The sequence below is a fragment of the Bradyrhizobium sp. 179 genome, assembly GCF_023073535.1.
Taxonomy (GTDB): domain Bacteria; phylum Pseudomonadota; class Alphaproteobacteria; order Rhizobiales; family Xanthobacteraceae; genus Bradyrhizobium.
Map to the genome: position 1 here is coordinate 97949 of NZ_JADPJR010000005.1, position 12429 is coordinate 110377.

At 62.7% G+C, this 12429-nt stretch carries 12 protein-coding genes and 2 pseudogenes; 8 read left to right on the top strand and 6 right to left on the bottom strand.

Annotated features, from left to right (window positions below; translation table 11 throughout):
* From IVB12_RS01220 to gltX, 6 genes are all read right to left on the bottom strand, one after another.
* The gene (locus IVB12_RS01220; RefSeq protein WP_346657751.1) at window positions 1-858 is read right to left on the bottom strand and encodes a carbohydrate ABC transporter permease; all 858 of its coding nucleotides are present in this window, start codon (window positions 856-858) and stop codon (window positions 1-3) included.
* Window positions 851-1780: a sugar ABC transporter permease gene (locus IVB12_RS01225; RefSeq protein WP_247294814.1), complete on the bottom strand. Its 930-nt coding sequence runs from the start codon at window positions 1778-1780 to the stop codon at window positions 851-853. The genes IVB12_RS01220 and IVB12_RS01225 overlap by 8 nt, the downstream gene beginning before the upstream one ends.
* Window positions 1777-3063, bottom strand: coding sequence for an ABC transporter substrate-binding protein (locus IVB12_RS01230; RefSeq protein ID WP_247294817.1), 1287 nt, complete (start codon window positions 3061-3063; stop codon window positions 1777-1779). The genes IVB12_RS01225 and IVB12_RS01230 overlap by 4 nt, the downstream gene beginning before the upstream one ends.
* A gap of 57 nt (window positions 3064-3120) precedes the next feature.
* The gene (locus IVB12_RS01235; protein ID WP_247294819.1) at window positions 3121-4299 is read right to left on the bottom strand and encodes an ROK family transcriptional regulator; all 1179 of its coding nucleotides are present in this window, start codon (window positions 4297-4299) and stop codon (window positions 3121-3123) included.
* A gap of 228 nt (window positions 4300-4527) precedes the next feature.
* Window positions 4528-5832, bottom strand: a complete 1305-nt coding sequence (gene gltA, locus IVB12_RS01240; RefSeq protein WP_247294822.1) for a citrate synthase — start codon at window positions 5830-5832, stop codon at window positions 4528-4530.
* Window positions 5833-5977: 145 nt separating this feature from the next.
* Window positions 5978-7405, bottom strand: coding sequence for a glutamate--tRNA ligase (gene gltX, locus IVB12_RS01245; RefSeq protein WP_247294823.1), 1428 nt, complete (start codon window positions 7403-7405; stop codon window positions 5978-5980).
* A gap of 143 nt (window positions 7406-7548) precedes the next feature.
* Here gltX and IVB12_RS01250 point away from each other — a divergent pair, with 143 nt between their 5' ends.
* The 8 genes and pseudogenes from IVB12_RS01250 to IVB12_RS01285 all read left to right on the top strand — a co-directional run bounded on the left by IVB12_RS01250 (window position 7549) and on the right by IVB12_RS01285 (window position 12350).
* A complete protein-coding gene (locus tag IVB12_RS01250) occupies window positions 7549-9225 on the top strand; it encodes a glutamine--tRNA ligase/YqeY domain fusion protein (RefSeq protein WP_247294826.1) in 1677 nt (558 codons plus the stop codon).
* Between the two features lie 7 nt (window positions 9226-9232).
* Window positions 9233-9544, top strand: a pseudogene (locus IVB12_RS01255) (nuclear transport factor 2 family protein); the annotation flags it as partial.
* 12 nt (window positions 9545-9556) lie between these two features.
* A pseudogene (locus IVB12_RS01260) lies at window positions 9557-9767 on the top strand (hypothetical protein); the annotation flags it as partial.
* 161 nt (window positions 9768-9928) lie between these two features.
* The gene (locus IVB12_RS01265; protein WP_247294828.1) at window positions 9929-11002 is read left to right on the top strand and encodes an integrase arm-type DNA-binding domain-containing protein; all 1074 of its coding nucleotides are present in this window, start codon (window positions 9929-9931) and stop codon (window positions 11000-11002) included.
* Window positions 10972-11157: a hypothetical protein gene (locus IVB12_RS01270; RefSeq protein WP_247294830.1), complete on the top strand. Its 186-nt coding sequence runs from the start codon at window positions 10972-10974 to the stop codon at window positions 11155-11157. The genes IVB12_RS01265 and IVB12_RS01270 overlap by 31 nt, the downstream gene beginning before the upstream one ends.
* Before the next feature lie 364 nt (window positions 11158-11521).
* Window positions 11522-11731 carry a transcriptional regulator gene (locus IVB12_RS01275; protein WP_235884683.1) on the top strand — a complete coding sequence of 70 codons (210 nt, stop codon included), beginning with the start codon at window positions 11522-11524 and terminating at the stop codon, window positions 11729-11731.
* A gap of 2 nt (window positions 11732-11733) precedes the next feature.
* On the top strand, window positions 11734-12012 hold the full coding sequence (locus IVB12_RS01280; protein WP_247294831.1) for a transcriptional coactivator p15/PC4 family protein: 279 nt from the start codon (window positions 11734-11736) through the stop codon (window positions 12010-12012).
* Window positions 12009-12350 carry a hypothetical protein gene (locus IVB12_RS01285; protein WP_247294833.1) on the top strand — a complete coding sequence of 114 codons (342 nt, stop codon included), beginning with the start codon at window positions 12009-12011 and terminating at the stop codon, window positions 12348-12350. The genes IVB12_RS01280 and IVB12_RS01285 overlap by 4 nt, the downstream gene beginning before the upstream one ends.
* The last annotated feature ends 79 nt before the right edge of the window (window positions 12351-12429 follow it).

The window sequence follows — 12429 nt, forward strand, 5'->3', positions numbered from 1 at the left end:
TCATTTCACTGCGCCGGCGGTAAGGCCGCGCACGAAGTACCTGCCGCCGAGGAGATAGATCAACAAAGTGGGCAGGGCTGCGATGATCACTGCCGCGCTCTGCACGCCGTGCTGGGGGATATCTGCGACCGCAGCAGACAGCGCGATGAGAGCGGCCGTGACGGGCTGCTGTTGGCCGCTTGTGAACGTCACGCCATAGAGAAACTCGTTCCAGATGTGCGTGAACTGCCAGATCACGGTGACGATCAGGATGGGAGCCGAGACCGGCAGAATAATGCGCCAGAAAATACGAAAGAACCCGGCCCCGTCGATGCGCGCGGCCCTGATCAATTCATGGGGCACGGCGGCATAGTAGTTTCGGCAGAACAACGTGGTGAAGGACAGCCCCTGGATCGTGTGAATCAGCACGAGGCCCGTCAGCGTGTTGATGAGACCGATGTCCCGCAGCACGATTGTCCAGGGAAGCAATCGCATCTGTTGGGGAAGGAAGAGGCCGAGGGTCACGATGCCGTAGATCCAGGTATCTCCGCGAAAACGCCAGAGCGACACGGCGTACCCGGCGATCGCACCGAGCATGGTCGAGAAAATCGTCGCGGGAATCGTGATGAGCGCCGAGTTCAGCATGTACGGCCTGATGCCGGCGCAGGTCTCGGCCACGCAGAATCCGCTCCAGGCAGTTGCGTAATTGCTCCAAGCCCAGTGTTTCGGCCAGCCGATCATCGACGCCTGCGCGATTTCCTCATTGGTGCGGAGCGAGTTCAGCACGACAACGACCAATGGCGTGAGCCAGGCCGCCGCGATCAAAAAAACGATGAGATAGATCGATATCCGGCTTGGTGCGAAGGTTCGGTCACGCATGAGTAGCACGCCGCCGCTGGACATAACGCCACGCTGCATAGGGCAGCAGGACCGCGAGAAGAATGAGCAACATGAGCACCGCTGCCGCCGCCCCCCGGCCGAGCAGGCTGCGCTGGAACATCAGGTCGTAGACGACAAGGGCCGGTAGCTGGGTCGCGATTCCCGGTCCGCCGTTGGTGAGCGCGCGGACGAGGTCGAAGGCCGAAATCGCAAACTGCAGCTGCACCACGACCACGGTGATGGTGATCGGCCACAGCGTCGGCAAAATGACGCGCCGGTAGATTCGGATCGGCCCGGCGCCGTCGATCTGCGCGGCCTTGATGATGTCGGCGTCGACAGATCTGAGGCCGGCAAGAAAGAGCGCCATGGCAAAGCCGGAGGATTGCCAGATCGCAGCGATGACAATGGTCCAGATGGCCATGTCGCGGTCGATCAGCCAATCGAACTTGAAGGAGGTCCAGCCGAGGTCGTGGACCAGTTTCTGGATCCCGATGCCAGGACTGAGCAACCAGCTCCAGACCGTGCCCGTGACCACGAACGACACCGCAAGGGGGTAGAGGAAGATGGATCTCAGCAGGTTCTCGCCGCGAATGCGCTGATCGAGCAGGATCGCAAGGACAAGGCCGGTCATCACGCTCAGCAGCACGAAAGCGCTGCCGAACAGTAGGAGATTATCGAAGGCGATCTGCCAGTTCCGAGATGCCGCGACCGCCGTGTAGTTGCGCAGACCCACCCAGCCCGAGACCGGGACCAGAGTGGATGGCGTGAACGATATCCAGATCGTCCACAGCGAGAACGACACGAGGTGCACAGCGGACAGCAGCAGCGGCACCCAGATCATCAGATACTCAGGCAGCCGGCGCACCGCGCCAGCAATCGCCGGCCGGGCGGGCCGCGTTGCTATGGAGACGGTATCGATCAACGCGCGCCCTCGACGGCCTCGGCGAGGCGGGTGACCGCCTGCTCCGGCTTGATCGTCTTGTTCTTCACATATTCGGTGATCACGTCGATCATCGCAGCGGTCATGCCGTTCTCCTGCGCCATATTGTGCGCGAGGCTCAGGACCGCCTGATTGCTGGCGATAGCGTCTTTCAGAGCTGCTGCGGTCCGCCGTTGACCATCCGACCAGCCTTCACCGGAAAGATCGACATCGGTGCGCACGGGTATCGATCCCGTAATCTGCGAATACATCGTCTGGATCGCTGGATCCATGACGAGCTGGGCCATCAGCGTCTGGCCGGCCTGGAGGTCGGGCTCCTTGCGCTGCCAGAATATGAACGCATCGGCATTCAACAGAAAGACCGGCTTGGTATTGTCGCTCGGGCCAGGGGCGATGATGAAGTCGTCGAACTTGAAACCGGCGTTGCGCAACACGCCCTGTGCCCACCCGCCCATGATCATCATGCCCATGTCGCCGTCGACGAAGCGCTTCAGGTTGGTCGAAAAGTGTTGAGCACCGACATTGGGATCCATCCAGTCGGCGATCTTGCGCACCTGTGCGAAGGCAGCGCCTATCTCGGGCCCGTTCAACGCCTTCTCGTCAAGATTCATGATGGCTGCGCGGTAGGAGGCGGGACTGATGCCGGCGAGAGCGGCCTCGAATTTCTGGCCATCGTCCGGGCGGGTACCACCGTTGGCGATGGGATAAGTGACGCCGCCCGCTTTCATTTTCTCGGCAAGGTCGTTGAAGTCGGCCCATGTGACGGGGATCTTGCCGGCCTTGGCCTTGTCCATCGCGCGCTTGGAGAGAAACAGCATGTTGGTGCTGTAGATCTGCAGCGGCAGTGCAATCCATTTGCCGCCCGGCTTGTGCAATCGTGCAAGATCAGGAGCGACAACCTTTTCGTAGCTGGCGGCGGCAACTAGGTCGTCGAGATTGACGGTTGGAGCAATCTTCGACCAGGCCGCAATCTCCGGGCCTTTGAGCTGCGAACAGGCCGGTGGATCGCCGGCCATGATCTGAGCGCGTAGCTTGTTCATCATCTCCGTGGTGAACCCGGGGACGGGCGAGTGCTGCCAAACCCCGCCTTTCTCCTCGAATTTCTTGCCGAGCGCGGTGATAGCCGCCCCATCGCTGCCTGCGGACCATTGCGAGATCGCGGTCAGGCGCGGCTTGACCGCGCCTTGCGCGCGGGCAAAGGCCGGCAGCGCGAGCGCGGCAGCAGATCCAGCGAGCAGACGACGCCTGGTTGTTGTGATCGGCATGGCAAGTTCCTCCGTTTCAAGTGCTTTGCGCGTTGAGGCCGAACGACTTAGGGCATGTCAGGCGGCCTCCCTCGATGCGGCGGGCATGCCGCCGCGGCTGGCCAGGCAAAAGGCGGCGAAGGCGAGGGCAGCCTGCGGATCGTTGCCGGTCGAGGGTGGCACGAAAGCGATGGACACTTGCGCCAATGTCCGGCCGCCCAGCAGGCAGGCGTCGATCCCCTCGACCACGGCATTGCGATCGTCGTCGGAGAGAAGCGATGGCCAGCCGCTGATGGCGACGCCACCGCATGGCTTCACGTTCAGCGTGTTGCCGATCGCAAGGCCAAGCCGGAACAGCCGCCGCCGCAGCTCCTGGCGCACCCGCCCCGAGCGCGGGATCGTGTGCACCCATTGGCTGCCGGGCTGGAGCAATTCGGCGTCGGAGATATCGAGGAGCTCGGCCATGGCGGTGAGCGAAGTATAGGCCTCGACGCAGCCGAGATGGCCGCAGCGGCAGCGCGGTCCTTCCGGTCCAAATACCATGTGGCCCAGTTCGACCGGCTGGAGTGCATCAGCTTCAGTCGGGTCATCCATCCAGGCGCCGGCAACGCCATGGCTGACAAAGACGAACAGATGCGTGCCGCTGAATGGATAGTTCTGCGTGCGGCAGCGGTGAAAAGTGGCGTGCGCCACCACGGAATTGGTGAATTCCAGCGGCACGCCGGCAAACATCTCGCCGATCATGCCGCTGATGCGCCCGACGTCGCAGGGGATGATCGGATTGCCGGATATGGTCAAGCGGCCAAGGCCCGGAATGGAGACGCCGATCTGTGAGAGTGTGATGTGGCGGCGGCGCGTCCAGTCGCGCAGCAATGTCATCGCTTCGCGGAAGACGCGGCCGACCGTCTCGACCGTCGGCGCCTTCGGCAACGGCAGACGCTCGGTGTAGTGCAGTTCGCCGGAGAGACCGCCGACGCCGACGCTGAGCCATTGGGCGGTCAGCTCAACGGCTGCGAGCGCGACCGAGCCGTCGAGGGACACGAGGCCCGTCGGGCCGCCGACATAAGGGGCAGGGCGCCGCACTTCCTCGATCAGGCGTTCGGCCTTCAGGTCGAGCAGGATGCGCGACAGGCTCGCCTCGGACAGGCGCACCGCCTTCGCCAGCGGCGGCCGAAACGAGCCGCCCGACTGCAGCAAATGAGTCAAAATGGCAGCGCGCGTCTGCCGCCGACTTCTCGGCTGATCCGGCATTTCCATCCCAGTCGTCATTCTTACTTAGTGTAAGAATTTGCCCGCGGAGCGTTTCGGCTGTCAAGCGATTACCGCTCCGATGCGCCGACTTGTTGTTGTGCGCGGCAGCAAGTTGTGCCGGTGGGAAACTCGCTGCCGGTGGTTCGCTCAGCGATTGGCGCGTCATCGTGGATGGCCCAACAAAAACGGCGCCATTGTGAGATGGCGCCGTTTCGAAAGCCGTAATGGCCGAACTTATTTGCGGGTGGCGATCGGCACGTAGTCGCGCTTGGCGACGCCGGTGTAGAGCTGGCGCGGACGACCGATCTTCTGATGCGGGTCCTCGATCATCTCGCTCCACTGGCTGATCCAGCCGACGGTGCGGGCGACCGCGAACAGCACGGTGAACATCGAGACCGGGAAGCCCATCGCCTTCAGCGTGATGCCCGAATAGAAATCGACGTTCGGATAGAGCTTGCGCTCGATGAAGTACTGGTCGCTGAGCGCGATCTTCTCGAGCTCCATTGCCACCTTCAGCATCGGATCCTCGCCATGGCCGGTCTCCCTGAGCACGGCGTGACACATCTTCTGCATGATCTTGGCGCGCGGATCGTAGTTCTTGTAGACGCGGTGCCCGAAGCCCATCAGGCGGACTTCAGAGTTCTTGTCCTTCACCTTGGCGATGAACTCGGGGATTTTATCGACCGTGCCGATATCGTAGAGCATGTTGAGCGCGGCTTCGTTGGCGCCGCCATGCGCCGGGCCCCAGAGGCAGGCGATGCCCGCCGCGATGCAGGCGAACGGGTTGGCGCCGGAGGAGCCGGCGATGCGCACCGTGGAAGTCGAGGCGTTCTGCTCGTGGTCGGCGTGCAGGATGAAGATCTTCTCCAGCGCGTCGGCGAGAACCGGGCTCACCTTGTAGTCCTCGCAGGGCACCGCGAAGCACATGTTCAGGAAGTTCTCGGCGAAGCCGAGCGAGTTCTTCGGATAGATGAAGGGCTGGCCGACCGTGTACTTGTAGGCCATTGCCGCCAGCGTCGGGATCTTCGCGATCATGCGCATGGAAGCGATCATGCGCTGCTTCGGATCGTTGATGTCGGTGCTATCGTGATAGAACGCGGCGAGCGCGCCGACGGCCGCAACCATGATCGCCATCGGATGGGCGTCGCGGCGGAAGCCCTGGAAGAAGCGAGCCATCTGCTCGTGCACCATCGTGTGATGCGTCACGCGGTGGTCGAAATCCTTCTTCTGCGCGGCGGTGGGCAGGTCCCCGTAGAGCAGGAGATAGCAGGTCTCCAGGAAGTCGCCGTGCTCGGCAAGCTGCTCGATCGGGTAGCCGCGGTATTCCAGCACGCCCGCGTCACCGTCGATATAGGTGATCTTGGACTGGCAACTCGCCGTCGAGGTGAAGCCCGGGTCGTAAGTGAACAGGCCGGACTGGCCGTAGAGCTTGCCGATATCGATGACATCAGGTCCGACGCTGCCGCTGAGGATCGGAAGATCGTAATTCTTGTTTCCGACCGTCAGCGTGGCGGTCTTATTGCTTGGTTTTGCGTCCATCGTAGGTCCCCGATGTGTGGTGAAACGGGCCGGAGCCGGAGCCCCAAAGGAGATCGTTGGGGGCAGGCCGGATGTTCCAGAATGTACGGGGAGATGGGTATATTATTGCTGTGTGCGCTGCAAGATCGCCGCACGCATGGTCGACTTACGTCGTAGACTGATCTTTAAGCCGGCCCAGGCTCTCCTGGCGTCCAAGAACGTCCAAAACCTCAAAAATACCAGGTGAGGTGGTCCGTCCCGTCAGCGCGGCCCGCAAGGGCTGGGCGACCGCGCCGAGCTTGAGACTATTTTCCTCGGCAAAACTGCGCAGCGCAGCTTCCGTGCTGGCGCCGCTCCATGTCTCGACTTTCTCCAGCGCGGAATGAAGCTGGCCGATCAGCTTGCGGTTCTCGGCTGTCAGCAGCGCCTGCGCCTTGGCATCGAGCTGCAGCGGGCGGTCGGCAAAGATGAAGTAGGCGCCATCGATCAGCTCGATCAGCGTCTTGGCGCGCTCCTTCAGGGCCGGCATGGCCTTCAAGAGCTGCGCTCGCGTGTTGTCGTTTAACTTGGCCTTGATCTCGTCGCGGCTGGGCACGACGTGATTGAGCACATCTTCGAACATCTTCACGAGTGATTGATCGTCGGCATGACGGATGTAGTGGCCGTTGAGGTTTTCTAGCTTGGCGAAATCGAAGCGGGCGGCGGCGCGGCCGACGCCGGCGAGGTCGAACGCTGCGATCATCTCCTCGGTCGAGAAGATCTCCTGGTCGCCATGGCTCCAGCCGAGCCGGACGAGGTAGTTGCGCAGCGCCGCCGGCAGGTAGCCCATGGCGCGATAAGCATCGACGCCGAGCGCGCCGTGGCGCTTCGACAGCTTCGAGCCGTCCGGGCCGTGGATCAGGGGGATGTGGGACATGCTCGGCAGCGTCCAGCCCATCGCATCGTAGATCTGCTTCTGGCGGGCGGCGTTGATCAGATGGTCGTCGCCGCGAATGACATGGGTGACGCCCATGTCATGGTCATCCACGACCACGGCGAGCATGTAGGTCGGATTGCCATCGCCCCGCAGAAGTACGAGGTCGTCGAGATTCTCGTTCTGCCAGACCACGCGGCCCTGGACCTGGTCCTCGATCACGGTCTCGCCGGTCTGCGGCGCGCGCAGGCGAATGGTGGGCTTCACATCGGTCGGGGCGGTCGCCGGGTCGCGGTCGCGCCATAGGCCGTCATAGAGGCGAGTACGGCCCTCTGTGCGCGCCTTCTCGCGCATGGCGGCGAGCTCTTCGGCCGTGGCGTAGCAGCGATAGGCTTTGCCGTCGGCGAGCAGCTGCTCGGCGACCTCGCGGTGGCGGGCGGCGCGGGCGAACTGGTAGATGACCTCGCCGTCCCAGCCGAGCTCAAGCCATTTGAGTCCATCGAGTATGGCAGCGATGGCGGCCTCGGTGGAGCGCTCGCGGTCGGTGTCCTCGATCCGCAGCAGCATCTTGCCGCCGTGCTTCTTCGCATAGAGCCAGTTGAACAGCGCCGTGCGGGCGCCTCCGATATGGAGGAAGCCGGTCGGCGAGGGAGCGAAGCGCGTGACGACGGAATCGGTCATTCTTGGCAGGGCCTATGCATGGGAAGCGGTGGTGTATAGCAGGAACGGGACATAACTAAAGCCCGTCGGCCGACCTCGTGGGCCTTGGCGCGGCCACACGAATTTGGCAGAAGAACCGCTGATTTCCCTACAGGATTTTCGTAATGACAGAACCGGTGGCGACTGAGGTTGGGCGCGATTTCATTCGTGACATCATCCAGGCCGATCTCGATCAGGGCAAGTACAAGGAGATCGTGACCCGGTTCCCGCCGGAGCCGAACGGCTATTTGCATATCGGCCACGCCAAGTCGATTGCGCTCAATTTCGGCATCGCGCAGGAGTTTCCGGGCCGCTGCCATCTGCGCTTCGACGACACCAATCCGGTCAAGGAAGAACAGGAATATATCGATGCGATCCAGGCCGACGTGCGCTGGCTCGGCTTCGACTGGGGCAAGAACCTGTTCTTCGCCTCCGACTATTTCGATCGCCTCTATGAATGGGCGGAGCAGCTGATCCGCGACGGCCTCGCCTATGTCGACGACCAGACCCAGGAGGAGATCCGCCTCTCGCGCGGCACGCTGACCGAGCCCGGCAAGAACTCGCCGTTCCGCGACCGCAGTGTTGCGGAGAACCTCGACCTGTTCCGCCGCATGAAGGCCGGCGAATTCCCGAACGGCGCACGCGTGCTGCGGGCTAAGATCGACATGGCCGCGGGCAACATCAATCTGCGCGATCCCGTTCTGTACCGCATCCTGCACGCGCATCATCCGCGCACCGGTGACGCGTGGTGCATCTATCCGAGCTACGATTATGCCCACGGCCAGTCGGATGCGATCGAGGGCATCACGCACTCGATCTGCACGCTGGAGTTCGAGGACCACCGCCCCCTCTATGACTGGTTCATCGACAAGCTGCCGGTGCCCTCGAAGCCGCACCAGTACGAGTTCGCGCGGCTGAACCTGACTTACACGCTGCTGTCGAAGCGCGTGCTGACCCAGCTCGTTCGCGACGGCCATGTCGCGGGCTGGGACGATCCGCGCATGCCGACCATCGCGGGGATGCGCCGCCGCGGCGTGCCGCCGGCCGCGCTGCGCGAATTCGTCAGGCGCATCGGCGTTGCCAAGTCCAACAGCGTGGTCGATGTCGGCATGCTCGAGTTCTGCATCCGCGAGGAGCTGAACCGCACAGCGCAGCGCCGCATGGCGGTGCTGAAGCCGCTGAAAGTGGTGATCGAGAACTATCCGGAAGGGCAGGTCGAGGAGCTCGAGGCGATCAACCACCCGGATGACCTCAGCGCCGGCACGCGCAAGATCAGCTTCGGCCGCGAGCTCTATATCGAGCGCGACGACTTCATGGAGAACCCGCCGAAGAAATTCTTCCGCTTGTCGCCAGGCAACGAGGTGCGCCTGCGCTATGCCTATTTCGTCAAGTGCACCGGCGTGATCAAGAACGACGCAGGCGAGGTGGTGGAGCTGCGCTGCACCTACGATCCCGCGACCAAGGGCGGCAACGCGCCCGATGGGCGCAAGGTCAAGGCGACGATGCACTGGCTGCCGGCAGCGACGTCGAAGCCTGCTGAAATCCGCATCTATCACCAGCTGTTCTCCAATCCGAGCCCGGACGCCTCGAATTTCGCGGCCGATCTCAACCCTCAGTCGCTGGAGATCCTGTCCGATGCGCGGATCGAGGCATCGGTCGCGGAGAGCAATTCGACCGAGCCGATGCAGTTCGAGCGCCAGGGCTATTTCGTGCGCGACAAGGACTCGACGCCGGGCAAGCCGGTGTTTTCGCGCACCATCGGTCTGCGCGACACGTTTGCAAAGGAAGTCGCGAAAGGTTGAGGCACCCATGAGCAACGAAACCGACGCCATCGTTTCCGCCATCATCGCGAAATGGTGCGCCGGCTTCGCGACGCTTGATGCAGCCGCGCTGTCCTCGCTCTATGCGAGCAACGCGTTCTTCTTCGGCTCCAACCCGAAACTCTACCGGGGCAGGGACGGCGTTGCGGACTATTTCAACGGCCTGCCGCGATGGCGCAAGCCGAGTGCGATGTTTTCCGAGGTGCATGCCGCGCAGGCAGGTCCTGACCTGATCAACATGGCGGCAACCGTCTCGTTCGATCTCGCCGGCGAGCGTCCTGATCTCGTCGTCAAGATGAGCTCGGTGGCAGCCCCGCCGGAGACCGGCGGCTTGCGGCTGCGCTACGCAGCCTTCATGCAGGGCTTGCGTGATGCGATCGATGCACGCATCCGTGCGACGCTCGAGGGCGACAACCGTGCGATCGCGACCGCGCTGCTCACCGGGCGGCGCGATGCCATCACCACGCCCGTCAACGACGCCATGTTCATCTCGGGGCTTGGGCCATGTGCTGTCGATCTCCGGCTAACAGGTAGCCTGAAGCGTCACGAGCATTCAGGACACGTCAACATCCACAGATATCAATGGCTTAGTCGGCACTAGCACGTGACTGTCGGCCTCAGCAGTGTTCACTATTGGTCAAGTTGACGCGTCCCCCGTGCTTCCCAAAAACGAGGACTGCTTCCCATGATTTCGGATAGAGCAAATAAATGGACTGACGCCTCGGTCCGCAAATTGGTCGCGCCGGCTGACAAGTCGGATTTCATCCACTGGGATCCTGAGCTGCCTTCCTTCGGTGTCCGGCTCCGAGGAGGGCGAAGCTCGTTCGTTGTTCAGTACCGGATCGGCCGGAAGCAGCGGCGCGAGAGCCTTGGGGACGTGCGGAAGCTGGAGCTGAAGGACGCTCGCGAGATCGCGCGGAAGCGGTTTGCCCAGGTCGAGCTCCACATTGACCCGGTAGCCGATCGGAAGCGCCTGGAGGCAGAGCAGGCAGCAGAGGCCGACACCTTCCTGAAGGCGGCAGAGGAATATCTCGAGACCCGCGTGTCCAAGATGCGGCCCAACACCTACATCGCTGCCAAGCGGTATCTGCTCGACCACTGCACGCCGCTGCACAAGAAGGGCGTCACGAAGGTGACTTTCTCGGACGTCGCGGGGCTGCTGCGCGATCTCGTCCGCGACCATGGTCCGACCTCGGCGGCCCGCGCACGCGGCACCCTGGGGGCCTTCTTCGTCTGGGCACTGCGTCAGGCCAAGGTGAGGGCCAATCCGGTGATCGGGACGGAGAACCCGATTGAGGGCAAAGAGCCGCGCGATCGCGTCCTGACCGACGACGAGATCCGGGCGATCTGGCGCCATTGCGGTGACGATGACTTCGGCCGCATCGTGCGGGTTCTGCTCCTCACAGCCTGTCGGCGCGACGAGATCGGCGCGCTCCGCTGGTCGGAGCTCGATTTGGATGCCGGAAAAATCACGTTCCCCAAGGAGCGCATCAAGAGCAAACGCCCGTTTGTCCTGCCGCTGCCCGAGACTGCTCGCGGCATACTGAAGTACCGCGTCGGCACGGCCGGGAGACGGTCTTCGGAGGCGGCCCAAGCGGTTTCAACGCCTGGAGCTATAACACCCTCCGGATCAACGCCGCGATTACCACGGCCGCCGGCAAGAGCTTGGCACCATGGCGCCTGCACGACCTGCGCCGCACGGTTCGGACGCGCTTGGGCAAGCTGGGCGTGCTCCCGCATATCGCCGAGCTGGTCCTGAACCATGCCGGCCACAAGTCAGGCATCGGCGGGGTTTACGACCATCACTCCTACGAGGCGGAGATCGGAGAAGCTTTGCGCAAGTGGGAGGCTTACTTGCTGGCGATCGTCGCGCCGGCCGACAACGTCGTCCAGCTCCGTCGGGCTGAGAGCTGAAAGATGGGAAGGCCTCCTTCCAAGTTTGTTTCCGATCCTCGGCACGTCGGGGACCAGAAGCGCAAGCGCGAGGACTATTTCACGCGCGCAGAGCTTGTCGCTCTGGAACAGTCGTGGATGCTTGGCAACCCGGGCGCTGGGAAGGAGGCCTTCTATCGATGGTATGCCGAGACTTACTTCGGACTTGGGCCCGACAAGATTGGGCGAGCCGAAATGGAGCGTGTGCGTCAGTTGTTTCGCGGCGCCAAGGTTCGCGCGCGCGATGAAGGTTGGTTCAAGGATTGAGAGGCCGAGTTATTTTACGGTTACAGCCTAGCGCGCGCTGAATACTCCTTTGGCATCTTAGATGCTCAGGGAGCGTTTCGTGACCGACGACCTCGCACTATCCGACATTCGGATGCTCTCGTTCGATGAGTGGTGCCGCCTCAATGGCTTCAGCCGTAGCACGGGGCAACGCCTATTGCGTGATGGCAAGGGTCCCCAGTTTGTAAGGATCTCCACTCGCCGCATTGGCGTGACGATCGGCGAAAATCGCCGATGGCTCGCATCTCGCATGACTGAGACGGCGGCCTGATCATGGGAGCACGCAAGCCGGAGCTCGCCGAGCCGGTCGTTGTCGACCAGTTTTGGGCCAACCGTCGCCACGACGCGATCATCACCGAGCTGTCGACATACCAGGGACACAACCTCATCAACGTGCGCAAGCACGCGATGCATCGCGACGGCAAGCTAAAGCCGACCCCAAAGGGCATCGCCATCAAGGTCACGCGTCTGCCCGATCTCGCGAAGGCTATCAATAAAGCCCTGGCAAAAGCCCAGGAGCTTGGCTTGCTGGACGCGAGCAATACCGAATGAGCAACGTCGGCGCATTCGAAGAGCTTTGCCAGGACTATGTCGGCTGGTGGCTCGATGGCATCCTGGAAAAAACCGACGCGGTCGACTGCGCTCAGCGGCACGCTGAGCTGTGGGGTGTCGTTGACGAGATCGGCCAAGACGAAGTGCAGGCGATTATGTCGCTAGCCTTCTCGCCGGCTGAAGGTTTGCAGTCGGACTATGCGAGCAGGCTTGTCATGCAGTGGGAGCTTGCTGATCCTCGCGACCGCTGGCGCTGGACTGGCGAACTGCCGCCCATGCAGCAGGTCCCCGCGACCGAAAAGGCTCCGTATCGCACACTGTGTTTCGGCATGGAATAAGGACCCCGTTTTCGGGGTGATCGGCATCCAATCGGGACCCCGGGATAAGGGTCCACAGTGGCTTCCATCGAGTCATGGA